The sequence below is a fragment of the Microbacterium awajiense genome (assembly GCF_039536545.1).
Classification (GTDB): domain Bacteria; phylum Actinomycetota; class Actinomycetes; order Actinomycetales; family Microbacteriaceae; genus Microbacterium; species Microbacterium awajiense.
In genome coordinates this window covers 38,727-62,877 of record NZ_BAAAYU010000005.1, presented here as the reverse complement: position 1 = coordinate 62,877, position 24,151 = coordinate 38,727, and the positions used below count along the sequence as shown (strand labels likewise).

19 protein-coding genes are annotated in these 24,151 nt (G+C 71.3%); 12 read left to right on the top strand and 7 right to left on the bottom strand.

What is annotated here, in order from left to right; translation table 11 throughout:
• The first annotated feature begins 213 nt into the window (after positions 1-213).
• The 3 genes from ABD663_RS07135 to ABD663_RS07125 all read left to right on the top strand — a co-directional run bounded on the left by ABD663_RS07135 (position 214) and on the right by ABD663_RS07125 (position 2,700).
• Entirely contained in the window at positions 214-1,104 is an 891-nt protein-coding gene (locus ABD663_RS07135) for an alpha/beta hydrolase (protein ID WP_344737280.1), read from the top strand.
• A 168-nt stretch (positions 1,105-1,272) separates the two neighbouring features.
• On the top strand, positions 1,273-1,977 hold the full coding sequence (locus ABD663_RS07130; RefSeq protein ID WP_344737279.1) for a GAF and ANTAR domain-containing protein: 705 nt from the start codon (positions 1,273-1,275) through the stop codon (positions 1,975-1,977).
• Between the two features lie 9 nt (positions 1,978-1,986).
• Positions 1,987-2,700 carry a GAF and ANTAR domain-containing protein gene (locus ABD663_RS07125; protein ID WP_344737278.1) on the top strand — a complete coding sequence of 238 codons (714 nt, stop codon included), beginning with the start codon at positions 1,987-1,989 and terminating at the stop codon, positions 2,698-2,700.
• A 30-nt stretch (positions 2,701-2,730) separates the two neighbouring features.
• Here the strand turns inward: ABD663_RS07125 and ABD663_RS07120 are convergent, their stop codons facing one another.
• Together ABD663_RS07120 and ABD663_RS07115 are read right to left on the bottom strand one after the other, a co-directional pair.
• A complete protein-coding gene (locus ABD663_RS07120) occupies positions 2,731-3,831 on the bottom strand; it encodes a fatty acid desaturase family protein (protein ID WP_344737277.1) in 1,101 nt (366 codons plus the stop codon).
• A gap of 119 nt (positions 3,832-3,950) precedes the next feature.
• Positions 3,951-4,958 carry a helix-turn-helix transcriptional regulator gene (locus ABD663_RS07115; RefSeq protein WP_344737276.1) on the bottom strand — a complete coding sequence of 336 codons (1,008 nt, stop codon included), beginning with the start codon at positions 4,956-4,958 and terminating at the stop codon, positions 3,951-3,953.
• 61 nt (positions 4,959-5,019) lie between these two features.
• On the opposite strand from ABD663_RS07115, the gene ABD663_RS07110 reads away from it, so the two are divergent.
• The 8 genes from ABD663_RS07110 to ABD663_RS07075 all read left to right on the top strand — a co-directional run bounded on the left by ABD663_RS07110 (position 5,020) and on the right by ABD663_RS07075 (position 16,235).
• Positions 5,020-6,090 (top strand): ATP-binding cassette domain-containing protein, encoded by a 1,071-nt coding sequence (locus ABD663_RS07110; RefSeq protein ID WP_344737275.1) that lies wholly within the window; start codon positions 5,020-5,022, stop codon positions 6,088-6,090.
• The gene (locus tag ABD663_RS07105) at positions 6,087-6,869 is read left to right on the top strand and encodes an ABC transporter permease (RefSeq protein WP_344737274.1); all 783 of its coding nucleotides are present in this window, start codon (positions 6,087-6,089) and stop codon (positions 6,867-6,869) included. The genes ABD663_RS07110 and ABD663_RS07105 overlap by 4 nt, the downstream gene beginning before the upstream one ends.
• A 94-nt stretch (positions 6,870-6,963) precedes the next feature.
• Positions 6,964-9,978, top strand: coding sequence for a hypothetical protein (locus tag ABD663_RS07100; protein WP_344737273.1), 3,015 nt, complete (start codon positions 6,964-6,966; stop codon positions 9,976-9,978).
• A 182-nt stretch (positions 9,979-10,160) separates the two neighbouring features.
• Complete coding sequence (locus ABD663_RS07095; protein ID WP_344740180.1) at positions 10,161-12,599, top strand: ATP-dependent helicase; 2,439 nt, start codon at positions 10,161-10,163, stop codon at positions 12,597-12,599.
• Between the two features lie 45 nt (positions 12,600-12,644).
• Positions 12,645-13,775: an SseB family protein gene (locus tag ABD663_RS07090; RefSeq protein WP_344737272.1), complete on the top strand. Its 1,131-nt coding sequence runs from the start codon at positions 12,645-12,647 to the stop codon at positions 13,773-13,775.
• A gap of 59 nt (positions 13,776-13,834) precedes the next feature.
• A complete protein-coding gene (locus ABD663_RS07085) occupies positions 13,835-14,719 on the top strand; it encodes a hypothetical protein (RefSeq protein ID WP_344737271.1) in 885 nt (294 codons plus the stop codon).
• Positions 14,720-14,728: 9 nt separating this feature from the next.
• Positions 14,729-15,775: a non-homologous end-joining DNA ligase gene (gene ligD / locus ABD663_RS07080; RefSeq protein ID WP_344737270.1), complete on the top strand. Its 1,047-nt coding sequence runs from the start codon at positions 14,729-14,731 to the stop codon at positions 15,773-15,775.
• On the top strand, positions 15,768-16,235 hold the full coding sequence (locus ABD663_RS07075; protein WP_344737269.1) for a nitroreductase family deazaflavin-dependent oxidoreductase: 468 nt from the start codon (positions 15,768-15,770) through the stop codon (positions 16,233-16,235). Before ligD ends, ABD663_RS07075 begins: the two co-directional genes overlap by 8 nt.
• Before the next feature lie 163 nt (positions 16,236-16,398).
• Here the strand turns inward: ABD663_RS07075 and ABD663_RS07070 are convergent, their stop codons facing one another.
• Positions 16,399-17,445 (bottom strand): ATP-dependent DNA ligase, encoded by a 1,047-nt coding sequence (locus ABD663_RS07070; protein WP_344737268.1) that lies wholly within the window; start codon positions 17,443-17,445, stop codon positions 16,399-16,401.
• Positions 17,446-17,488: 43 nt separating this feature from the next.
• A complete protein-coding gene (locus ABD663_RS07065; RefSeq protein WP_344737267.1) occupies positions 17,489-18,646 on the bottom strand; it encodes an AI-2E family transporter in 1,158 nt (385 codons plus the stop codon).
• A gap of 77 nt (positions 18,647-18,723) precedes the next feature.
• On the opposite strand from ABD663_RS07065, the gene ABD663_RS07060 reads away from it, so the two are divergent.
• Complete coding sequence (locus ABD663_RS07060; RefSeq protein WP_344737266.1) at positions 18,724-20,259, top strand: FAD-dependent oxidoreductase; 1,536 nt, start codon at positions 18,724-18,726, stop codon at positions 20,257-20,259.
• 21 nt (positions 20,260-20,280) lie between these two features.
• Here ABD663_RS07060 and ABD663_RS07055 read toward each other — a convergent pair whose 3' ends face one another.
• The 3 genes from ABD663_RS07055 to ABD663_RS07045 form a co-directional block, all read right to left on the bottom strand.
• Entirely contained in the window at positions 20,281-20,463 is a 183-nt protein-coding gene (locus tag ABD663_RS07055) for a hypothetical protein (RefSeq protein ID WP_344737265.1), read from the bottom strand.
• 77 nt (positions 20,464-20,540) lie between these two features.
• Positions 20,541-21,212, bottom strand: coding sequence for a TetR family transcriptional regulator (locus ABD663_RS07050; RefSeq protein ID WP_344737264.1), 672 nt, complete (start codon positions 21,210-21,212; stop codon positions 20,541-20,543).
• A 137-nt stretch (positions 21,213-21,349) separates the two neighbouring features.
• Positions 21,350-24,055, bottom strand: a complete 2,706-nt coding sequence (locus tag ABD663_RS07045) for a cation-translocating P-type ATPase (RefSeq protein ID WP_344737263.1) — start codon at positions 24,053-24,055, stop codon at positions 21,350-21,352.
• Positions 24,056-24,151: the final 96 nt, after the last annotated feature.

Here is a 24,151-nt window from a genome sequence, read left to right as displayed (position 1 = left end):
AGCTGATGCGCCCGGGCGCTGCGTCGTCGTGTCGGGGCCCGCGTAGCCTGCGAGCACATCGCCCCACGTGCCCACGACCGGAGAAAGGACCCGTAGCCGGGAAATCGTGCCGAGGATGCCGCATCCGGCCCACGAAGCGGTGATTCCGACCGGATGCGAACCGGGCATGCGACCACCAGGGCCGAAACCACGCGGGCGCGCTACTCTGGCGGCGTGAGCGCGTCTGCGGACATCCAGATCGTCCGCCGGCTGCTGGGGTCGAAGCCGCGTCCGGTGGGCTGGGCCGAGCGGCGGGCACGGATCGTCGAGGTCGGCGGCGCCTGGCCGGTGGCCGACGACATCGCCGTCGAGGCCGTGGATACCGGCGGTGTTCCCGCCGAGTGGTCGCGGGCGCCCGGCGCGGACACGTCGCAGGTGCTGCTGTTCCTGCACGGCGGCGGCTACTGCTCGGGGTCGATCGCCAGCCATCGCACGATGGCCACCGAGGCCGGCCGTGCCGCCGGCATCCGGACTCTGGCGCTCGAGTATCGGCTGGCACCCGAGCATCCGTACCCGGCGGCGCTCGAAGACGCACGGGCCGCGTGGGACTGGCTCGAGTCCCAGGGGTTCGCGGCCGACCAGGTCGTCGTAGGCGGCGACAGTGCAGGCGGGAACCTGTCGCTCGAGCTGTGGCGTGAGCTGCACCGCGCGGGTCGCCCCGAGCCTGCGGCGCTGTGGCTCGCCTCGCCGTGGACCGACCTGACGCTGTCGGGGGCATCGATGGACGACAACGATGCGATCGATCCGCTGCTGCACCGCGCCTACCTCGAAGAGCTGGCGGCCGCGTACGTGCCCGCCGACATCGCGCGCGACGATCCCCGGGTGTCGCCGCTGTTCGCGGATCTCACCGGCCTGCCGCCGACGCTCGTGCAGGTCGGCTCCGACGAGACGCTGCTCGACGACTCGGTGCGATTCGTGCGCGCCGCTGCCGTCGCCGAGGCCGACGTGCGTCTGCACGTCTACCCGCACATGATCCACGCGTTCCCGCTGTGGAGCGCCGTGCTGCCGTCTGCGCGCGCCGCGCTCGCGGAGTTCGGGGAGTTCGCCCGCGAGCGACTGGGCTGAATCCCCGGAGTGTCGACGAGCCGGTGTTCGGCGGTGACCGGCGCTCACGGCGCACGGGCAGCGGCATCCCGCTCACGCAGGATCCGTCGACGCGCCCCGGGTGTACGCTCGCGCTGAGGGCACCCGGACCCAGCGCCCCTCCATTCCGATGTGAACGGCGGGGGACCGATGCGGACGACAGCCGGTGGTGATCCGCCCCGGGATGCCTTCTCGATCGCCGCTGCCGCGCTTGTCCACGGCGGAAGCGACGACCTGTGCTCACCGGTGCGGGCCGCCGTCGCGATGGCGGGGGCGGTGATCTCCACCCTCGGATCGCCGATGGGGTCGCAGACCGTCTGCGCCAGCACGACGCTCGGTGCGCGCATCGACGAGATCCAGATCGATCTGGGAGAGGGCCCGTCGTGGGAGGCCCTGCGCACCCGACAGCCGGTCGCCGTCGCCGATCTGCAGGTCGGCGACGGGGCACACTGGCCGACGGCGTGGGAGGCCCTGCGAGAGCTCGACCTGGGGTCGCTGCACGCCTTCCCCCTGTTCGTCGGACCGCTCGGCATCGGATCCGTCGCGCTGTACTCGCCGGCCGCGCGGGAACTGTCCGACTCCGACACCGCGGGGCTCAGCAGGCTGGCGTCGCTCGTCTCGGGCACCCTGCTGCGCCGGGCGCTGCGGGATCTCGACGACGCCGACGGCGCGGTGGACGAGGGACGATACTCGCGTCGCGAGGTGCACCAGGCCACCGGAATGGTCGCCGCCGGGAACGGGATCGGCGTCGATGAGGCGCTCCTTCTGCTGCGCGGCCACGCCTACGCATCGGGCCGGCCGGTGCGCGAGGTGGCCGCCGACGTCGTCGCCCGACGGCTCGACGCGAGGCTCTAGGATGACGGCATGATGGCGCCCTCCCGCGAACATCAGCTGCTGGGGACCTTCGTGGCCCTCGCGGATTCACTGGTCGACGACTTCGACGTCGTCGATGTGCTCCAGCGGCTCGTCGACGAGTGCATCGTGCTGTTCGACGCCTCCGCGGCGGGGATCCTGCTGCTGAGCCCCACCCGTCAGCTCGAGGTGATCGTCTCGACGAGTGAGCGCAGCGAACTGGTCGAACTCATGCAGCTGAGGGTCGGTGCCGGACCCTGCGTCGAAGCGGCGATGACCGGCGAGGTCGTGTCGGTGGACGACATCGACCAGATCGCCGACCGCTGGCCGGCGTTCGCCGCGGATGCCCGGGCATCGGGATTCTCGTCGATCCACGCGATCCCGCTGCGGCTGCGCGACTCGACGCTCGGCTCGCTGAACCTGCTGCGCGACGAACCCGGGGCGCTCAACGCGGCCGATGCCGCGGCGGCGCAGGCGCTCGCCGACATCGCCACCATCAGCATCCTGCAGCAGCGCTCGGTCGAGGAGGCCGAACTCGCCCAGGCTCAGCTGCAGCGCGCGCTCGACAGCCGGGTGGTGATCGAACAGGCGAAGGGCTATCTCGCGCAGCGTTCGAACATCGACATGGACGAGGCCTTCACCCGCATCCGCACGCGCGCGCGGTCGACCGAGACGCGCATCAGCGACGTCGCGGCCGACATCATCTCGGGCCGCCTCGAGCTGTGACCCCTGCCGCCGCGGACGCCGAAGCCTGTGCTACACGGTTGCCCGCTGAACGAGGAGCGGACACTCGAACGGATCCCGCTCGCCCAGGCCGACCCTGTTGATGTAGCGCACCACGATCCCGTACGACTGCCACAGCCCCGTCTCGGTATAGGCCACCCCGTGCTCGCGGCAGAACGCCGAGATCATCCCGGATGCCTCGCGCAGGTGCGGGCGCGGCATCGACGGGAACAGATGATGCTCGATCTGATAGTTGAGCCCGCCCATGGCGGTGTCCAGCAGCCGGCTGCCCCGGATGTTCCGGCTCATCAACACCTGACGGCGGAGGAAGTCGACCTTCACATCGGCCGGCACGAGCGGCATCCCCTTGTGATTCGGCGCGAACGCCATGCCCATGTACACACCGAACAGCCCGAGCTGCACCCCGAGGAACGCGAAGGCGATTCCGGGTGAGAGCACGAGGAACACGAACGCGAGGTAGCCGACGATCCTGACCGAGAGGAACACGATCTCGACCGGACGCCGCCGCAGCGGCTCGCGCGAGAACACCCGCCGTACGCTCGACGCGTGCAACGACAGGCCCTCGAGCAGCAGGATGGGGAAGAACAGCACACCCTGATGGGCGATGAGCCACCGCAGCGGACCGCTGCGGCCGGCGCGCCGACGATCAGCCTGTTCGGGTGTGAAGGCGATCACGGGCAGGTCGATGTCGGGGTCGCTGCCGATCTTGTTCGGATTGGCGTGGTGTCGCGTGTGCTTGTGCTGCCACCAGCCGTAGCTCATCCCGACGAGCAGATTGCCGATCACGAGGGTGGTCCAGTCGTTCCACCGTCCCGAGCGGAAGATCTGCCGATGCGCGGCATCGTGGCCGAGCATCGCGACCTGCGTCAGCACCACGGCGAGCACCGCGGCGGTCACCAGCTGCCACCACGAATCACCGACGACGACGAAGGCGGCCAGAAGCGCCGCGATCACCAGCGGCGCGGCGATCAGCTTCGCCCAGTAGTAGCCGTACCGGCGGCGCATGAGCCCGCTCGCCATGACCTGCCGCGACAGCTCGGTGTACCTGTTGGGCGTCTTGGGCGTCGTCGAGCGAACCGTCGACCGGATCTGCCCGGAAGGAATGACGGTCATCTCGAGACCTCCTGTCATCGACAGCGCGCACGAAGCGTGTCGCGCCGGACGACGGGGTCTCGGCCATCCACTTCCAGCGTACGCCCGTTCGACGCGTCTGCGCCGTGAGCAGGGGCGACTCACAGGGGCGGACACGACTCGGCGCGCCGCGGCGCCGGGGGAGCGGCGTCCAGGGCGCGCAGCATCCGCTCGACGCACTCGCGCAGCTCGGACCGCGCGGGCTCGGCGAGGTCGGTCGTGTACGCGACACCCTCGGGGATCCACGACAGGCCGTACATCGTCTCGCGGAAGTCGGCCCCGCCCACCGGCCAGCGCGTATGCCCGTCGTCTTCGGCGGTGGCGCCCTGCGCCCACTGGCCGAAGAGGGCCTGCATCCGGTCGAGCGGCAGCGCCATGACGGCATCGGCCTCGACCGGCTGGCGCACCCACGAGCGGGCGACCAGGATGAACTCCTCGATCTCGTCGGACGTGAGCGGGCGCGGCTCGAACAGGACGCGCGTGTGTTCGACGTCGGCGAGCCGGTCGACGCGGAAGGTGCGCCAGTCGTCCTTGTCGAGATCCCAGCACAGCAGGTACCAGTGCCGGTCGGCGGGCGAGAGCGCGTGCGGTTCGACCCGGCGCCGCGTGGTCTGGCCTGTCGCGGAGGTGTACGCGAAGCGGATGCGCTCGTGGTCACGGCAGGCCAGCGCCAGTTCGCCGAGCACCTCGGTCGATACGGCTGCGCCCGCGTTGAGCCCCGCCGGCTGCACGGTCTCGGCGAGCGCGTTCACCCGCCGACGCAGCGGCGCCGGCAGCACCTGCTCGAGCTTCGCGAGCGCGGTGATCGTGGTCTCGGGGCCGGTCACCAGACGTTGGGATGCCGCGAGCCGCAGGCCGATCGCCATCGCGACCGCCTCTTCGTCGGTGAGCAGCAGGGGCGGCACCGCGCTGCCGGCCTCGAGGCGGTAGCCGCCCGCCGCACCCGGCGACGACTCGATCCGGTAGCCGAGCTCGCGCAGGCGCTCGACGTCGCGGCGTACCGTGCGCTCGGTCACGCTCAGGCGGGCTGCGAGCTCGGCGCCCGACCAATGTCGGTGGGCCTGTAGCAGGTTGAGCAGCGAGAGGGCTCGGGTGGTGGTGTCCGGCATGATCACACTCTCGCCGAGATCGCGGACAGGATCTGACCGCGATGCCTCCTAGCCTGGCTGCATGCCGATGGAACCGATCATCGAAGCGCACGGTCTCACCAAGCGCTTCACCGTCAAGAAGAAGACCGTCGAGGCGGTCACCGATCTCACCTTCCAGGTCGCGCGCGGCGAGCTCGTCGCGTTCCTGGGACCCAACGGCGCGGGCAAATCGACGAGCCTGCGCATGCTCACCACCCTCATCCCGCCGACCTCGGGCACGGCCCGGGTGGTCGGGCACGACATCCTGAAGGAGCCCGCCGAGGTGCGATCGCGCATCGGCTACGTCGGGCAGCTCACCAGCGGCAGCTTCTCGCAGCGCGCGCGAGACGAGCTGCTCGCGCAGGGAGCCTTCTACGGGATGACGAAGGCCGCCGCCCGTGCTCGCGCCGACGAGCTCATCGAATCCCTCGACCTCGCCGGCTTCGCGACCCGTTCGGTGCAGCAGCTGTCGGGCGGGCAGAAGCGTCGGCTCGACATCGCACTCGGACTCATGCACGCCCCGCCTCTGCTGTTCCTCGACGAGCCGTCGACCGGGCTCGACCCGCAGAGCCGTGCGAACCTGTGGCAGCACATCCTCGACCTGCGCCGCGAGCACGGCACGACGGTCTTCCTCACCACGCACTACCTCGAAGAGGCCGACCGCTACGCCGAGCGGGTCATGGTGATGGATCAGGGCCGCGTGATCGCCGACGACACCGCTTCCCGGTTGAAGGCCGAGCTGGCCGGAGACGTCGTCACGTTCGGCTTCGGCTCGGCGTCCGACGCAGAGCGGGCGCTCGCGGTGGTCGGCGGCTTGACCGACCGCGAGGTGACGCGCGCCGGCGAGGCATCCGTCACCGTGACCGCGCCCGACGGCGACGCGCTGCTGCCCGACGCGGTGCGGGCGCTGGATGCCGCCGGCATCCGGGTGCGCACCGCCACAGGCGTGCCGCCGACGCTCGACGACGTGTTCCTCGCGCTCACCGGGCGCAGCCTGCGCGACGCCGATCAGGCGGCCGAGGGGGCGGGCGACGAGCAGCCGAGCGAGGACATGCCGCAAGAGGCATCCGTCACCGACGGCGCCGAGACCGAGACGACAGGAGTGAACCGATGACCGAAACCCGCGACACCGCTGTGCGCCCGACCGCCGGGCGCGACACGTGGAACGTGCTGACCCGCGAACTCAAGCCCGTCGTGCGCGACCCGTTCACGCTGATCTTCTCGCTGGTGCAGCCGCTGGTGTTCCTCGGGCTGTTCGCGCCGCTGCTCGTGGGCTCGTCGGGCGCGCCGGTGGGCGAGACCCTGCAGTGGTTCGTGCCGGGCGTGCTCGTGATGATCGTGCTGTTCGGCACCGGTGCGACCGGATCGAACCTGCAATACGAGATGATGACCGGCTCGCACGAACGCACCCTGGTCGCCCCGCTCGCGCGATCGTCGCTGCTGGTCGGCCGTGCGCTCAAGGAGATCGCGCCGATCGTGGTGCAGGCGTGCATCATCGTGCTGATCGCGTGGCCGTTCGGGTTCACGATCAACGTCCCCGGGCTCGTGATCGGCCTCGCGCTGCTCGCCGTGTTCGGCGTCGGGCTCGGCTCGCTCTCGTACACGCTCGCGCTGAAGACCAAAGACCGCGAATGGCTGTTCTGGGGCGTGCAGCAGACCCTGATCTTCCCGCTGCTGATCCTGTCGGGGATGCTGCTGCCGCTGAACCAGGGGCCGGCCTGGATGCAGGCGGTCTCGACCGTCAACCCCGTGAACTGGGTCGTGCAGGCCGAGCGGGCGCTGCTGGCCGGTGACCTCGGCGCCGTCGAGGTGCTGTGGGGCTGGGTCGCTGCGCTCGTGCTGGCCGCCCTCGGCCTGTGGGCCGGCATCCGCGCGATGCGCAAGAGCAGCTGAGGCACCGGCGGGCTCACGTCCCTGTCCGCGCGAGCGCACAGGGGCGGGGTCCGCGTGGTCGGGAGCACCGCCGCGCGGCCGGTAGCGTATGTCCATGGCGAAGGTGACACGGCGGGGAATCGCCGCTGTCGTCACGGCCCTCCTGCTGCTGGGGATCGGAGCGGGCGTCGGCGTCGTCGTTGAAGACGCGCTGGGCATGCGATGTTCCCCCGCCGACCCGATGCAGTCCGCTCCGGTCGTCGCGCCCGAGATCGGCGAGCCGGTCCTGCCGCCGGCGTTCACCGAGGTCACCGCCCCCGACTCGCCCGCCATCGAGGTCGCCCTCGACGCCGTGGCCGATGCCACGTCGGCGGCATCCGGAACCGACGGCGACGCCGCGCTCACCGTCGAGATCACCGGCTCGGGCGCCGACGGCGACGCCTACCGACTGACCGGCACCTCCGCAGACCTGCGCCTCGAGGCGGCGACCGAGGCGGGCGCGACGCGCGGCCTGTACGACCTCGCGCGGCAGATCCGGGCCGCGCGGTCGATCGACGAGCTGCTCGGCGCGCACGAGGCATCGGCTCTGGCGCTGCGTATGACCGATCTCGGCGCCGTCGCCGTGACGCCCGACCCGGCGGTCTACGAGGCGGGCACCGACTACTCGCACGCGTCGCGCGCCTTCGCCGACGTCATCCTGCCCGAGGCGCCCTACGTCGACGAGCGCGCACTGGAAGCCGCCTACGACGACTTCGAGGAGTTCCTGAGGCACTCGCTCGCCAACGGCTTCACCGCGGTGGCGTTCCCCGGGTTCGTCGAATACGTCACCTTCGACGACGCCCCCGGCGGGCCCGTCTACGCCGAGGACGACGACCACCGAGACAAGGCGATCGCCCTCCGCGAGGCGTTCGCGCCGATGTGGGAGCGCGCCGACGAGCTCGGGGTGAAGGTGTTCCTGCGCACCGACATGCTGGCGCTCACGATTCCGCTGCATCAGCACCTCGAGGCCGAGTTCGGCTCGCTCGACACCGAGGACCCCGAGTTCTGGCAGACCTACACGGCGGGTCTCGACGAGCTGTACGCCGCGGAGCCCGTGCTCGACGGCGTGCTCATCCGCATCGGCGAAGCCGGTGACGTGTACGACGTCGCCGGGTGGGATGTGTACTCGGCGCTCGCGGTCACCACCGTCGACGGCGTGCGCGCCATGCTCGAGGCGTTCACGGGACAGGCGGAGGCATCCGATCGAGAGGTGATCTTCCGCACGTGGTCGGTGGGCGTCGGCGCCGTCGGCGACATGCACACGAACGTCGAGTCGTACCAGGCCGTGCTCGGGGGCATCGACTCGCCCGCGCTGATCGTCTCGACCAAGTACACGCTCGGCGACTATTACACCTGGCTGCCCCTCAACGACACCCTCGAGCAGGGCACGCAGCGGCGCATCGTCGAGTTCCAGTCGCGACGCGAGTTCGAGAACTACGGCGCGTTCCCCAACGACCTCGGCGCCGAGTACCAGTGGGCGCTGCAGCGTCTGCTCGCCGCGAACCCGCTGATCGAAGGCGCGTGGGTGTGGACGCAGGACGGCGGGCCGTGGCGCGCCGGGCCCATGACCCTGTACTTGAAGGCCGGTTTCTGGCAGCTGTACGAGCTCAACACCCAGGTCGCCGCGGCGCTCTCGGTCGACCCGGCGGCGGACCCCGCGCAGGTGACCGCCGACTGGGCGCGCGAGTGGTTCTCGGACGACCCCGCGACCGTCGCCGCGATCGTCGACGCGATGGGCTCCTCGCGCGAGGCGATCGCACAGGGGCTCTACCTCGAGCAGTTCGCCGACCAGCGGGTCTTCGCGCTCGGTCTCGAGCCACCGCCCATGATGTGGATCTTCGAGTGGGACATCCTCACCGGTGATTCCGCCGTGCTCGATGCGATGTACATGGTCGTGCGCGACAACGGCGGCATCGATGCCGCGATCGCCGGCGGCGAGCGCGCGATAGACGCGGCCGAGCGGATGCAGCAGCTCGTCGCCGCGACGGATGCCGCCACGTGGCACACGCCGCAGATCCGCGAGGCGCTGCTCGGCGCGATCGCCTACGAGGTCGACACGCTGCAGATGCTCGGCGACTACCGCACGATGATCCTGCAGCAGGCGCGGTGGCACGACACCCGGTCGGCCGAGGCGTACGCCGCGTGGGAGGCCGCGAAGGCGTCGTTCGAGGCATCCGCCGCCGAGCATCTCGAGCGCTACGAGGGCGACCTCGCGCACCCCGCCTTCAATCTCACCGCCGCGCAGCAGGGCGTCGACCGCGCCGAACGCGACCTCACGATGTCGTGGATGGCGCGCTTCCTGCTCATTCCGACGCTGGCATGGATCGTGATCGGCGTGCTCGCGGCGCGCACGCGGCTGGTGCGGCGGCCCGGGGCCGTCGCCGCCGCCGCCTCGATCGTCGCGTCGACCCGGCCGTGGCGCGCGCGGGCGGCGACGTACGGGATGCTGCGTACCGACCGGTGGCTGCTGCTCGGCGTGCCGGCGGCGCTGCTGGTCGCGACCAGGGCGGTGCAGACGTCGTTCCTGTCGTGGACGCACCTCGCCGTCGTGCTCGGCGCGTGGCTGGTGTTCGCGGTCGTGCTGCGGCTCATCCTGCGGCGTCATTCGCCGTGGCCGGTGATCGCCGCGGTCGGCGGCGTGATCGTGCTGCGCTGCGCGGTGACGCTCGTGGCGCTGGCGTTCACCGGACCCGGCGGGTACTGGTTCGCGTTCTGGACACAGCCCACCGTGCGCACGGTCTACATCGCGATCGCGTTCGCGCTGTTCCTGTGGGCGTTCATCGCGGCCGCGTGGGCGCTGGCGACCCAGCTCGGTGCGCGGCGCGCGATCGGCGCCGTGGTGGCGTCGGTGGGGGCGGGGCTGCTGGTGCCGGCCGTCATCATCGGCGCGATCGGCCTCGAGCCCGCCCTCAGCCTGTGGAACGACGAGCTCGGGCTGCTGCCGTGGGGCCTCGCGCGCATCCTCGGGCTCACGACCTACCTCGAGATCCCCGCCGAGACGCCGTGGGTGGCGGCGGGCGTCGGCGCGCTGCTGGTCGCGATCGGCGCGCTGCTGGCCCTGCCCGGGCGGCGCACGGCATCCACCCCGTAGTCGAGCGGACAGGTATGCACGCGTTTCGGCGCACCATGCGTGCATTCCTGTCCGCTCGGCATGAGGGGCGGGCGGTCGGGCTCGCCGCAACCGTCGAGGTCGGCGGGCGCGCCTAGACTTGACGGGCCATGACAGACCCCACTGGGCCCACGCGCTCCGAGGCTCCGCGCAGCACGTCAGCGATGCGTGGAGAGAGTGCGGGGACTCTCATCGTCGGCGGGGGCGCCGGGCCCCGCGCAGCCGGCGAGCGCCCCGACGAAGACCTGCTCGAAGGTCTCAACCCGCCGCAGCGCGACGCCGTCACCTACCGCGGCTCGGCGCTGCTGATCGTCGCCGGAGCCGGCTCGGGCAAGACGAGCGTGCTCACCCGCCGCATCGCGAGCCTGCTGCGCGGCCGCGAGGCGTGGCCCAGCCAGATCCTCGCGATCACCTTCACGAACAAGGCCGCGGGTGAGATGCGCGAGCGCGTCGAGGCGCTGGTCGGCGACTCGGCGCGCGGCATGTGGATCTCGACGTTCCACTCGGCGTGCGTGCGCATCCTGCGCCGCGAGGCCGAGCAGTTCGGGTTCACCAGCTCGTTCACCATCTACGACTCGGGCGATTCCCGCGCGCTCATCAAGCGCCTCGTCAAAGAGCACGAAGCGGATGCCTTCGGTCTGACGCCCGCCGCGGTGATGTCGAAGATCTCGCGCCTGAAGAACGAGCTCGCCGACGCCGAGTCGTACGCGCGCACGGCCAACATGAACGACCCTGTCGAGCGCGTCTTCGTCGACCTGTTCGCCGACTACCAGCGCGCGCTGCAGCGCGCGAACGCGTTCGACTTCGACGACCTCATCGCGCAGACGGTGTACCTGTTCCGTGCGTTCCCGAAGGTCGCCGACGTGTACCGGCGGCGGTTCCGCCACATCCTCGTCGACGAGTACCAGGACACCAACCACTCGCAGTACGCCCTGATCCGCGAGCTCACCAAGCCCATCGGGTCGGATGCCGAGCCCTTCGCGGCCGCGGGCGGAATGATGATCTTCGACGCGCCCGCCGAGGACGACCCTGCGAATGCGCCGGCATCCCTCACCGTCGTCGGCGACTCGGACCAGTCGATCTACGCGTTCCGCGGTGCCGACATCCGCAACATCAGCGAGTTCGAGAAGGACTTCCCCGGCGCCAAGGTCGTGCTGCTCGAGCAGAACTACCGGTCGACGCAGAACATCCTGAGCGCGGCGAACGCGGTGATCAGCAACAACTTCGACCGCAAGGACAAGAAGCTGTGGACCGACGTCGGCGCGGGGGAGCAGATCGTCGGCTTCACCGGCTACTCGCAGCACGACGAGGCCCAGTTCGTCGCCGACGAGGTCGAGGTGCTGCGCAAGGCAGGCGTCGACTATGCGCAGATGGCCGTCTTCTACCGCACCAACTCGCAGTCGCGTGCGCTGGAGGAGATCTTCATCCGTTCGGCCGTTCCCTACAAGATCATGGGCGGCACGAAGTTCTACGAGCGCGCCGAGATCAAGGACGCGCTCGCCTACCTGATCGCGGTCGCGAACCCGGCCGATGAGATGGCGTTGCGCCGCATCCTGAACAAGCCGCGCCGCGGCATCGGCGACGTGACCGAGACCGCGATCGCCCGCTACGCCGCTGACGAGCAGATCACGTTCCGCGACGCGCTCGCCAACGCCTCGGCGCTCGGCGTCGGACCCAAGATCCAGGCCGCGATCGTGCAGCTCGACGCGGTGCTCGCCGAGGCCTCCGAGCTCATGCTGCCCGCGACCGGCGAGCTGGCGCCGTCGACCGCCGTCGCCGACGGACTGCAGCTGCTGCTGAGCAAGAGCGGCTACAGCGACGCCCTGCGGGCGAGCAAGGACCCGCAGGACGAAGCGCGCCTCGAGAACCTCGACGAGCTGGTCGCGGTCACGCGCGAGTTCGCACGCAACAACCCCGACGGCACGCTGATCGACTTCCTCGCCGAGGTCGCCCTGGTGTCGGACGCCGACGACCTCGAGGATGCCTCGGGGGTGGTCTCACTCATGACGCTGCACACCGCGAAGGGCCTCGAGTACGACGCCGTCTTCGTCACCGGCGTCGAAGAAGACCTGATCCCGCACCGGATCTCGGCCGGCGAGCCCGGGGGTCCGCAGGAGGAGCGCCGCCTCTTCTACGTCGGCATCACGCGCGCCCGCAAGCGTCTGTACCTGTCGCTCGCGATGACGCGCGCCCAGTTCGGCGAAGTGTCGGTCGCGATGCCGAGCCGCTTCCTGCAGGAGATCCCTGCCGAGCTGCTCTCGTGGCGGCAGTCGCCGGGCGACGTGAACTCGCGCGGAGGCACGCGGTCTCGAGCCCTGAACGCCCGTGGTTCCGGCTTCGGCGGCTCGGGACGCCGGTACGGCGACGACCTCGTACCGAAGTCGACGTCGATGGAGCGCTTCGCCAACCGCATCCCCGCCAAGGTGCGCGACAACGGTGACATGCAGCTCGCACCGGGTGACCGCATCCGTCACGACGACTTCGGCGAGGGCCGGGTCGACGCCGTCACCGGCGAGGGCGCCAAGCGCGTCGCGCACGTGCGGTTCGACGCCGGAGGCACGAAGAAGCTGCTCGTCAAGATCGCCCCGATCGCCAAGCTGTAGCGACCTTGTGCGGGGGCTCGCAGGTGGCCCCGTTACCCTCGAACGATGGCCCTGTTCTCACGCCGCACCCCCCGCGACCCGAAGCCCGACCCCCAGCCCGAGTCCGAGGCGCAGGCAGCGACGACGGATGCCGCACCCGCGGATGCCGCATCACCCGCAGCTGCCGCCTCAGCCGCACCCGAGGCACCCGAGGCACCCGACACGTCAGACGAGACCCCGGAGGCGCAGACCGCGTCGGTCGACATCTCGGTCTCGTCGTTCCGCGGCCTCGGTGCCGCACACGCCCCCGGCCCCGCCGCACCCCCTCCGGCGCAGACGGCGGCCCCCCGACCCGCGGCATCCGCGGGGGCCGCAGCCGCCGGTGACGCATCCGGGTCCGAGTCGCCCGCGGCACCCGCCGAGGCGATCCCGGGCCTTCGCGACAACGTGTACGTGCGCGACGCGCTCGCCGCGATGCCCGCCAAGCCCGAGGCCGCCGACGTGCTGGCCGTCGTGCGCCAGCTGCTGCAGGGACACCTCTTCCTGCGGGTGAAGGGCGACGCGCGCAGCCTGCTCAGCGAAGGCAAGCCGCTTCCGCTCGCGACCGGGTCGGTCAACGGCAAGTCGTACGCGCTCGCGTTCAGCGGCGGCGCCGCGCTCAAGGACGCCGTCCGCGAGGACGGCGACACCGCCACGTCGGCGATGGCCCAGCCCGTCCAGACCGTCATCCGGCACGCCCTCACGGGCGACTTCGACGGGCTGATGCTGGATGCCTCCTCGCGCCCCGCCTCGGCGATCGTGCCGCGCGAAGTGCTGCAGAGCCTCATGGACCAGGCCGACCCCGAGCTGACGATCAAGAGCCTGCTCGCCGGTGAGCGCACCCCCGCCACCGCTGCGGCCGTCGTCGACGCGCTGAGCCGTGCGCCGTTCTGGGTCGCCGTCAATGAGGGCCCCGACGGCCGCCTCGGCGTCGCCGAGGGCCGCACGTCCGATGGCGTCCGTCTGCTCGAGCTGTTCTCGCACCCCGTGGAGGTCGCCGCCGCCGGCCGGAAGGACCGCCCGGCGCCGATGACCGCGGCCCAGCTCGCGAAGGCGCTGCGCGGCGACGAGCAGCTCGGCGGCGTCGTGATCGACGCCCGCGGGCCGTGGATCCGGCTCTCGCGCGACGACCTCGCGCCCCTCATCGACGCCGCCTGATCCGCACGACTTCCCGCCGACGGCGTGATCGCGCTACCGTCGGCGGGGGAGGGGATCCGATGATCGACAGCATCAGCCGGCTGCTCGAGCGGATCCTCGAGCACGACGACCCCGTCGTCCGCAACCGGCTCATCACCCAGTGCTACCGCGACCTCGCCGAGCAGATGGCCACCGTCCTCGGCCGGCGCGATCTGAGCTGGTTCGTGTTCGGCGCGTGGGCCAGCGGCACCGCGGGCGCCGCGATCCGCGGTGAGGGACTGCCGCTCGACTTCGGCACGAGCCGCAACGTCGCCGCCGGCAACCTCGCCATCATCCGCGACGTGGCCCCGCCGTTCATCCGGTGGCTGCGCGAAGTCGAGCTCGACGGCGGGCCCACGGATGCCGCCCTCGAGCGCACCCTGGCTGATCCGCGCCTCACAGGTGCGCCTCGGCTGGCGGCGGCGATCCGCGCGTACCACGCCGCCACACTGCTCGCCGCCGCCGGCGCGGACGACCTCGACGAGGACGCCGACAAACAGGTCGCCGAACTCATGCTGCTGGGCAATCTGCTGCTCGGCGCGCACGAGCAGGAGGTCGTCGACGACTTCATCGACGCGGCCATGCCGCTCGGCGGGATCTTCGGCCTCGTGACCACGCGCTTCGTCCGCATCGAGACCCCGGACGGCCCCGTCGATGTGTGCCGCGACGTCCTCGCACCGTTCCCCCCGGTGCTCACCGAGCTGACCAACGCCGACCTGTGCGCCGAGTGCGCGCGCTTCGGACAGTCGACCGGGCTCGATGTCGCCGCATCCAATGCCCTCGTGTGGGAGGACTACGACGACCGGATGGGGTTCATCCTCACCTTCTTCCGTGCGTATCAGCGCGACGAGCGGTTCTTCGATGTGCCGCCGCACTTCCTGCCCGAGCCGACCGACGGCGGTCGCGACGTCGCCGTCGCGCCGTAGGGTCGGATCATGGCCTCCGAGCGCATCACGCTGACCGTCGCCGGACCCGACGGCGACCGCGAGGTCGGCCTGTCCAGTCCGAACCGCGTGCTGTGGCCCGAGCTCGGCATCACCAAGCGCGAGCTCGCCGAGTACGTGATCACGGTCGCCGCGCCCTTCCTCGCCGCCAACGGCGACCGGCCGGTGTCGCTCGAGCGCTTCCCCGGGGGCGTCGACGGCGAGCGGTTCTACTCGAAGAACCCGCCGAAGGGGGCCCCCGCCTTCGTCGAGACGGTCACGGTGCGTTACAACAGCGGCCGCCGGCATCCCCAGATCGTTCTCACCGAGCCCGCGGCGGTGGTCTGGGCCGCGCAGATGAACACCGTCGTCTTCCATCCGTGGGCGTCGTTGACGGCGAACACCGACAACCCGGTCGAGCTGCGGATCGACCTCGACCCTCAGCCGGGCACCGGCTTCGCCGATGCCGCTGCCGTCGCCCCCGCGCTGCGCGACGTGCTCGCCGAAGCGGGCCTGACGGCTTTCCTCAAGACCAGCGGCAACCGCGGCATCCACGTGTTCTGCCCCATCGAGCCCGAGTGGGAGTTCCTCGATGTGCGGCACGCCGTGATCGCCGCCGGGCGCGAACTCGAACGGCGGATGCCCGACAAGGTCACGACGAACTGGTGGAAAGAGGAGCGCGGCGAGCGCATCTTCGTCGACTTCAACCAGGCCAACCGCGACCGCACCATGGCCGGCGCCTACTCGCCGCGCGCGCTGCCCGGTGCCACGGTGTCGACCCCGATCACCTGGGACGAGCTCGAGGCCGGCGTCGACCCGGAATCGTTCACCGTCCGCTCGATCCCCGACCGGCTCGCCGACGTCGGCGATCCGTGGGCCGACCTGCTCGCGCGGCCGGGCCGGATCGACACGCTGTTGGAGTGGTGGCAGCGCGACCTCGACGACGGGCTCGGCGAGCTGAACTTCCCGCCCGACTTCCCCAAGATGCCGGGCGAGCCTCCGCGTGTGCAGCCCAGCCGCATCAACCCCGACAACTGGCCGAAGGAGACGGATGCCTGACACCACGACGCCTCTCGCCGACCGGCTCATGGCGAAGGCGCTCGAGACGCCGTGGCTCATGCGGCTGCCGATCCCGATGTACCGCGCGGGGCTCGGGTGGATGCTCGGCAGCCGGTTCGTCATGATCGAGCACCTCGGTCGCACGTCGGGCGAGCGGCGCTTCGCGGTGGTCGAGGTGATGGGGCGCGGGCCGAACTTCATCCGTGTGGCATCCGGGCTCGGCACGAAGTCGCAGTGGTACCGCAACCTGCGCGCGAACGGCGTCGCCTACCTCAGCACCGGCCACGCGCGCCGCGCACGGGCGAGCGTGCGGATCCTGCCGACGGACGAGGCCGCGCAGGCGCTCGAGCACTACGCCGCCGAGTATCCCGATGCCTGGAGGCACCTGAAGTCGGCGATGGACTACGCCGCCGGCGGCGACGCCGTCATCCCCGTGATCGAGTTCGGCCCGCCGGCCTGAGGCATCCGGCTTCGGGGCGTTGCCCGAGGTCCGCTCGGGTTTGGGGCGGGTTCCCTGCCGGCTGCACGGGTTTGGGGCGGGTTCCCTGCGTTCGGGGCAGGAGAACTGCGCCCCAAACCCGGGAATGCGCCCCAAACCCGGGAGCGACACTCCGGAACCCGGGTCAGTCCAGCACGTCGCCGAGGTCGTAGGCCGACACCGTCTCGAGCTGGTCGTACGTGCACGAGGTCGGGTCGCGGTCGGGGCGCCAGCGCTCGAACTGCACGGTGTGGCGGAATCGCCACCCTTCGAGCTGGTCGTAGCGCACTTCGAGCACGCGTTCGGGGCGCAGATGGACGAACGACGAGTCGCGGCCGGCCGCCGAGAAACGCGACTTCTCGCCCTCGCCGGTGACCGGGTCGCCGTTCTCGTCACGCTCGACGAGTGGGGCGAGCTCGTCGATCAGCTCGAGACGGCGCTTGTCGGTCCACGCCGCGACGCCGCCGACCGGGTACAGCGTGCCGTCGTCGGAGTACAGCCCGACCAGCAGCGACCCCACGCCCTGCCCCGACTTGTGGATGCGATAGCCGAGGGCGACCACATCGGCGGTGCGGGCGTGCTTGATCTTGAACATCGTGCGCTTGCCGGGCGCGTACGGCGCGGCGAGCGGCTTGGCGACGACGCCGTCGAGTCCGGCGCCCTCGAACTCGTCGAGCCAGCGGCGGGCCGTGTCGGGATCGCCGGTGGTGCGCGTCACGTGCACGGGATGCGGCACGTGGCCGAGCAGATCGACGAGTTCGGCCCGGCGCACCGAGAACGGCTCGTCCGTCAGATCGCGGTCGCCGCGCTGCAGCAGGTCGAACGCGATGAGCATCGCCGGGGTCTTCTCGGCGAGCATGTTCACGCGGGAAGCGGCCGGATGGATGCGCTGCGCGAGCGCCTCCCAGTCGAGCCGCTGCGCGCCCGCGTCGCCGGTCGGCACCACGATCTCGCCGTCGATGAGGCACGGCTCGGGCAGCAGTCGGGTGAACGCCTCGACGAGCTCGGGGAAATAGCGGGTGAGCGGCTTGGCGCCGCGACTGCCGATCTCGACGTGCTCGCCGTCCCACGACACCAGCGCCCGGAAGCCGTCCCACTTCGGCTCGAAGCTGAGCCCGGGTGGATGCTTCGCGGGGTCGGGCACGTCGCGGACCGACTTCGCGAGCATCGGCGCGGGGATCTCGTGCGGCATGCCCCCATCCTGCCGCCCGCGACCGACAGCGGCCAGCAGGGTGCTACTCGAGCGCGGGCTCGGCCGCGCGCTGCTTCTTGGACCGCGCCCACTTGGCCGGCGAATCCGGGCCGTGCCACACCTGCACGATCCCCCACGCGACGGCGGTGATCGGCACGGCGAGCACCGCGCCGAGGATGCCGCCGATCGCGGTGCCGGCGGCGAGGGCGACCAGCACGACGAAGGCGTGCAGCTTCATCGTGCGCGACATGAGCACCGGCTGCAGGAAGTTGCCCTCGAGCTGCTGCACCAGCACGATCACGCCGACGACGAGCAGCGCGTTGAACCAGCCGTTCGCCACGAGCGCGACCAGCGCCGCGAGGGCGCCGGCGAGCGTCGCACCCACGATCGGGATGAAGGCGAGCAGGAACACCAGCACGGCGAGCGGAATCGCGAGCGGAACCTGAAGGATGAGCAGGCCGATGAGGATGCCGACCGCGTCGACGAGCGCGACGAGGGCCGTGCCCCGGATGTACGAGCCGAGCGTCACCACCGTCTTGTCGCCGATGCGGCGGGCCCGCACCTCGTGCGATCCGCGGAACGGCCGCAGCACGAACTCCCACATCTGCGGTCCGTCCTTCAGGAAGAAGAAGAGGATCACGATCATGAGCACGAGCCCGGTCACGAACGACGCGACCGCGCCGACCCCGGCCAGGGCGTTCGAGCCGAACTGCGCGCTGGTGACGAAGTCGATCAGCTGATCGCCCCACTCCTGCAGTTGCGCGTCGGTCGGCGCGAAGGGCAGCGACTCGACCCACGTCAGCAGTTCGCGGAAGCCCGTCGTCGCCTGCTCGCTCAGGTCGCTCCACTGGTTGCGCACCGCGATGGTGATCAGCCACCCCACACCGGTGAGGATCGCGACGGCGCCCAACAGGCAGATGAGCGTCGCCACGAGCGGCGGCACGCCCGCGGACCGCATCCACGTCATCGCCGGGGCGAACGCCGAGGCCAGGATCAGCGCGACCACGAGCGGGATCGTGACCAGGGTGAGTGACTGGATGAGCCAGATGATCCCGGCCGCGACGGCGAGAACGATGATGATCTGCAGGCCACGGGTGGCGAGCTTGCCGAAGGTGTCGGCCCACAGCCGCCAGGGCGAGGCATCCGGATCGGGCGACACCTCGGCGGACACGTGGACGGGGGAACGGCGGAACAGACCCATGCTCCGACGGTAGCGAGCGGTGGGCGCGTGATGTCAACCCCGTCGACGGGCGCGTGCCCGTGGCGTTGACTGAGCGGATGACCTCACTGTGGAAGACGGATGCCGACCACGTCGCGGGCTCGCCGCTGGTGCCCGGATCGCGCCACGACGTGATCGTGGTGGGCGCGGGCATCACCGGACTCTGCACCGCCCTCATGCTGGCCCGCGCAGGACGCGATGTGGCGGTGATCGAGGCGGGCGGCGTGGGCGAGCTCGCGAGCGGCGCGAACACCGGCAAGCTCTCGCTGCTGCAGGGATCGGTGCTGTCGACGCTGCGGCGCCATCATCCTGCCTCGCTCGTGCGTGCCTACGTCGACGCCAACCGCGACGGCGCCGACTGGCTCACCGCGTTCGCGCAGGATGCCGGTGTGCCGTACACCCTGCGCACCGCGTACTCGTACGCCCAGACCGCTGCGGGCGCCGAGTGCGTCGGAGAGGAGCTCGCGGCAGCCCATGAAGCGGGGCTCGACGTGCACCGCGTGCTTCCCACGAGCGACACGGCGCCGTTCCCGTTCGTCGACGGCGTCGCCCTCGACGAGCAGGTCGCGATCGACCCGCAGCGCGTGCTCGTCGCGCTGGCCACCGCGTTCCTCGCGGCAGGCGGCACACTGCACACCGGCGTGCGTGTGACACGCGTGCACGCCATTCCGCCGGCGCGCGTCGAAACGGACGCCGGCGGAGCCTCCGCCGACGTCGTCGTGCTCGCCACCGGGGCCCCCATCACCGACCGCGGGCTGTACTTCGCCAAGACGCGCGGTCTGCGGTCGTATTGCGTCGCGTTCGACGTCGACGGCGACATGCCGGCGGGGCTGTTCCTCTCGGTCGACGGCCCGACCCGCTCGATCCGCTCGGTCACCGCCGGCGACGGGCCGTCCGCACGCGCACGGCTGATCGTGGGCGGGAACGGGCATCCGGTGGGGCGCGCCGAATCGGAGCAGTGGTGCGTGGACGACCTCGTCGCGTGGACGCGGGAGTGGTTCCCCGGCGCCGAACCGGTCGCCGACTGGTCGGCGCAGGACTACGAATCGCACGACCTCATCCCGTTCGTCGGTGCCATGCCCCGCGGACTCGGGCACGTGCGCTTCGCGACCGGCTTCGGCAAGTGGGGACTGTCGAACGGGCCGGCCGCGGCCCAGCGGATCACCGCCGAGATCCTGCGCGTCCCGCGCAGGGACCGCCCGTCATGGATGAACACGATCGCCACGCGCTTCACCGTGCCCGCCGACCTCGGCCGCGGCGGGGTGGAGAACCTGCGCGTGGGGTGGGAGGCGGCCTCGGGCTGGATCTCGGCGTTGAATCGACCGGTTCCCGTGCCGGCTCCCGCCGAGGGCGAGGGCGTGGTCGCCAGCCGTGGCGGCCAGCCGGTCGGCATCGCCACCGTCGACGGCACCACGCGGGCCGTCAGCGCCGTCTGCCCGCACCTCGGCGGCGTGCTGTCGTGGAACGACGCCGAACGCACGTGGGACTGCCCGCTCCACGCCTCACGGTTCACCGCCGACGGGCGACGCATCGAGGGCCCCGCCCTGTGCGACCTCGCACGGCTGCCGCGCACGGCCGACGCGCGATCGGAGTGACGGCGGTGCGTGCGTGCGGGCTCAGTGCGCGACCGGCGCGTGGCGCGGGACGCGGAGCCGGCCGAGGTGCATCCGGCTGAGAATGCCGCGGCGCTTCACGACGGCATCCTTCTGAATGCGGGCCTTGCGCAGCGATGCCCGGCGGGCGCGCTCGTGGGCGGCGCGCTGCTCGTCGACGATGTGCGACCAGTACACGGTGAGCATGTCGATCTCCTCTGTCGGGGTTTCCCTGGCATGGAGGAGTCCGACGCGCGGCCGGTGATACACGGGGGCGTGCGCGGTCAGCCCAGCTCGTCGGTGAGGCGGCGCGCGATCTCGGCAGCCGGCATCCGCCGCGGGAAGACCGCCACGACCACGTCGTCGTCGTGGCCGACGTCGGCGCCGTCGCCGGCGACACCGAACCGGGCGAGCGCATCGTCGAGCGCACGCCGCAGGGTCGACACCGGCACGCGAGCGCCGCGCAGCAGCCGCCGCAGCACGTGGTTGTGCACCGCGGTGACCAGCGCGGCGAACCCGACGGCGTCGAGGGGGTCGACCCCCGGCAGCGCACGGCGCAGGTAGTCGTCGAACAGGCGCTCGTAGCGGAAGACGGTGAGGATCTCGCGTTCCCGCAGCGCCGGCACCTGCCGCACGACGGCGTAGCGGTGGCGCGCCAGGTCGGGGTCGGCGGCGAAGTGCGTGAAGACGATGACGGATGCCTCGCACACCGCCTGCCACGGGTCGTCGTGGCCGCCGTCGAGGAAGGTGCGCAGCTGCTCGAGCAGCAGCTCGTGGTCGGCGAAGACCACGTCGTCCTTGCCGCCGAACTGCCGGAAGAACGTCGACCTCGACACGCCCGCCGCGCGCGCGATCTGCTCGACCGTCGTGGCGTCGAAGCCCTGCCGCGCGAACAGATCGATCGCCGCGGCGACGACGGCGGTGCGGGCGGAGGCCGGGGTTGCGGGGTCGCTCATGGTGCCACCGAGCCTAGAGCGTCGGCGTCGGGTCGACACCTCGCGCGCGGGTCGCGACGTTGCGAGCACCCGCACCGTGTCGACCCGCGCGCAACGTCACGACTCGCGTTCGGTACGCAGCCCGGACGCCCGCGCCGCTAACGCCGTCGGCCGACCCGGCGCAGGATCCACTTGTGGCCTTCGACCACGATCGCGATGAACACGAGTAGACCGAGGCACGTCAGCCACTCGGCGCCGGTCAGCGAGGTCGCTCCCACGATGTCCTGCAGGAAGCCGATCTCGGTCGACAGCACGATGAGCAGCGTCGGCCACACCAGCAGCTTCGCCACGGCGGCGATGGGCGCGGCGAACCCGGTCTCGGGCGAGCGGCGCATCATCACTGCGCTGAGCACGGTGCCCAAGCCCACGATGACGTACGCCATGGTCATCGAGTGCGTCGGCGAGGTCGGGCTCGGCTCGTCCGGACCCCACACCAGCGGCACCCACGATGCGAGGAAGACGGCGAAGCCGTAGAGCCCCCACTCGGCCAGCGCGCCGGGGTGGGCGACGCCGAGCTTCGGGTTGCGCGGCGGGCGACTCATGATGCCCGGGGGTGAGGCGTCCGCGGCGATCGCCAGCACCGCGAAGAGGGTGACGATGAAGTTCAACCAGAGCACCATCGCGGGGAACAGCGCGACGCCGTCGGCGACCGCGAACGCGCTCGCCGCCAGGAACAGCAGCAGCAGCGAGATCAGCTGCGACATCTGGAACCGCAGGTACGCGGTGATCTTGTCGTAGACCACGCGGCCGAGCTCGACCGCGCGCACGAGGGTCGAGAAGTTGTCGTCGGTCAGCACGAGCTTCGCGGCCTGCTTGGTCACCTCGGCGCCCGACCCCATCGCGACGCCGACGTCGGCCTGCTTGATCGCGGCCGCATCGTTGACGGCGTCGCCGGTCATCGCGACGATCTCGCCCTGCGACTGCAGCAGGGTGACCAGCCGCAGCTTGTCCTGCGGGGTCACACGGCCGAACACGTGCAGGTCGGGCAGGCGCGCGAGCAGTTCCTCGTCGCTGAGCTCGCGCAGCTGAGCGCCGCTGATGGCCCCCGTGCCGAGACCGAGCTCGGCGCCGATGGCGCCCGCGGTCACCGCGTGGTCGCCGGTGATCATCCGCACCTCGATGCCCGCCTCGTGGGCGACGTCGACGGCGATCTTCGACGTGGGACGCAACGGGTCGACGATTCCGACGAGGCCGATGAGATCGAGATCGTTCACATACGACTGCGGGTCGGCGATCACACCGGGCTCGTCGGCGGTGTCGAGGAACCGCGCGGCGAACGCGAGCGTGCGCAGGCCGGTCGACGACATCGACTCCAGCTGCTCGGTCACCTTCGCGGGATCGATCGGCACGCGCGAGCGGTCTTCGGCGTACATCGTCGTGCACCGGCCGAGCACGACGTCGGGAGCGCCCTTGACGAATTCGACCAGCCGCTGCGTGCCTTCGACCGTGAGGCGGTGGAAGGTCGCCATGTACTTGTACTCGGAGTCGAACGGCACCTCGACGATGCGCGGATGCTCGCGGCGGGTGGCATCCGCGTCGACGCCGAGCTTCGCGGCGAGCACGATGAGCGCGGCCTCGGTCGGGTCGCCGACGACCGTGCCGTCGGCCGAGACCGTCGCGTCGTTGGGAAGGGACACCGCCAGCCCCACCTGCGCGGCTTCGACCTGCTCGCCGGCGGGGCGCAGCACGTGGCCGTCGAACGAATAGCCGCCGCCGGTGACCTGGAACGACGACCCGCCCATCCACACCTGCCGCACCGTCATCTCGTTGAGGGTCAGCGTGCCGGTCTTGTCGGAGCAGATCGCGCTGGTCGCGCCGAGCGTCTCGACGTCGGCGAGGCTCGCGACGATCGCCTTCTCTTTGGCCAGGTGCGTCGCGCCCCACGAGAGCAGGCTCTGCACGAAGGTGGGAAGGCCGGTCGGGATGGCCGAGATCGCGACCGCGGTGCCCAGGAACAGCAGCTCGTCGACCGACTGTCCGCGCATCGCGCCGATCGCGATGATGACGGCGACCGCCACCCACGCGACGATGCCGATCACCTTGGTCAGGCCGTCGAGCTCACGCTGCAGCGGAGAGCGCGCGTTCTTGACCGACGACAGCAGCGTCGCGATCTTGCCCACCTCGGTGCGCATCCCGGTCGCGACGACGACCATGCGCGCGGTGCCTCGGGTGACCGACGTGTTCTGGAAGAGCATCGCGGTGCGATCCGCGAGCGCGGCGCCCTCGCCGTTGGCCGAGGGACCCTTCTCGATCGGCAGCGATTCGCCGGTCAGTGCAGACTCCTGGGTCTCGAGCGTGGCCGAGCGCAGGATGCGCCCGTCGGCGGGGACGAGGTCGCCGGCCTCGACGTCGACGATGTCGCCGGGCACGAGCTCGGTGGCGGCGATCTGCACGAGGATGCCGTCGCGCACGACCCGTGCCTGCGGGGTCTGCATCTTGGCGAGGGCGTCGACGCTGCGCCGGGCCTTGAGCTCCTGCCGCGTGCCCTGCAGCACGTTGAACGCGACGAGGATCGCGACGACGATCGCGGTGCTGACCTGTCCGATCAGCAGCGAGACCACCGCGACGGCGATCAGCATGAGCGTCATGAGCTCGAGCAGCTGCCCGAGGGCGATCTTCAGCCAGCTCGGCGGTGGCGTGCTCTTGAGGGCGTTGGGCCCGTAGCGCTCAAGGCGCTGCGCGGCCTCGGCCGCGGACAGGCCGCGTTCGGCATCGCTGCCGACCTCGGTCACCGCCGCGGTCGGTGCGAGCGACCACCACGGCGTGGCGGGCTCGGCTTCGGTCACTGGCGCATCGATGGTCACCGGCATCCCCTTCGTCGTGCGCCCCAGACTATTGCCGACGGCGCGGCGCCGACCACCTCGGTGCCGGCGAGAGCGGGAAGCCCTCGCGCGGCGGTA

Bases quoted from the DNA above. Each gene is read 5' to 3' on its own strand.
- ABD663_RS07130 (WP_344737279.1), top strand. From the start codon at position 1,273: ATGCGGACGACAGCCGGTGGTGATCCGCCCCGGGATGCCTTCTCGATC.
- ABD663_RS07125 (WP_344737278.1), top strand. From the start codon at position 1,987: ATGATGGCGCCCTCCCGCGAACATCAGCTGCTGGGGACCTTCGTGGCC.
- ABD663_RS07120 (WP_344737277.1), bottom strand. From the start codon at position 3,831: ATGACCGTCATTCCTTCCGGGCAGATCCGGTCGACGGTTCGCTCGACG.
- ABD663_RS07115 (WP_344737276.1), bottom strand. From the start codon at position 4,958: ATGCCGGACACCACCACCCGAGCCCTCTCGCTGCTCAACCTGCTACAG.
- ABD663_RS07110 (WP_344737275.1), top strand. From the start codon at position 5,020: ATGCCGATGGAACCGATCATCGAAGCGCACGGTCTCACCAAGCGCTTC.
- ABD663_RS07105 (WP_344737274.1), top strand. From the start codon at position 6,087: ATGACCGAAACCCGCGACACCGCTGTGCGCCCGACCGCCGGGCGCGAC.
- ABD663_RS07100 (WP_344737273.1), top strand. From the start codon at position 6,964: ATGGCGAAGGTGACACGGCGGGGAATCGCCGCTGTCGTCACGGCCCTC.
- ABD663_RS07095 (WP_344740180.1), top strand. From the start codon at position 10,161: ATGCGTGGAGAGAGTGCGGGGACTCTCATCGTCGGCGGGGGCGCCGGG.
- ABD663_RS07090 (WP_344737272.1), top strand. From the start codon at position 12,645: ATGGCCCTGTTCTCACGCCGCACCCCCCGCGACCCGAAGCCCGACCCC.
- ABD663_RS07085 (WP_344737271.1), top strand. From the start codon at position 13,835: ATGATCGACAGCATCAGCCGGCTGCTCGAGCGGATCCTCGAGCACGAC.
- ligD (WP_344737270.1), top strand. From the start codon at position 14,729: ATGGCCTCCGAGCGCATCACGCTGACCGTCGCCGGACCCGACGGCGAC.
- ABD663_RS07075 (WP_344737269.1), top strand. From the start codon at position 15,768: ATGCCTGACACCACGACGCCTCTCGCCGACCGGCTCATGGCGAAGGCG.
- ABD663_RS07070 (WP_344737268.1), bottom strand. From the start codon at position 17,445: ATGCCGCACGAGATCCCCGCGCCGATGCTCGCGAAGTCGGTCCGCGAC.
- ABD663_RS07065 (WP_344737267.1), bottom strand. From the start codon at position 18,646: ATGGGTCTGTTCCGCCGTTCCCCCGTCCACGTGTCCGCCGAGGTGTCG.
- ABD663_RS07060 (WP_344737266.1), top strand. From the start codon at position 18,724: ATGACCTCACTGTGGAAGACGGATGCCGACCACGTCGCGGGCTCGCCG.
- ABD663_RS07055 (WP_344737265.1), bottom strand. From the start codon at position 20,463: ATGCTCACCGTGTACTGGTCGCACATCGTCGACGAGCAGCGCGCCGCC.
- ABD663_RS07050 (WP_344737264.1), bottom strand. From the start codon at position 21,212: ATGAGCGACCCCGCAACCCCGGCCTCCGCCCGCACCGCCGTCGTCGCC.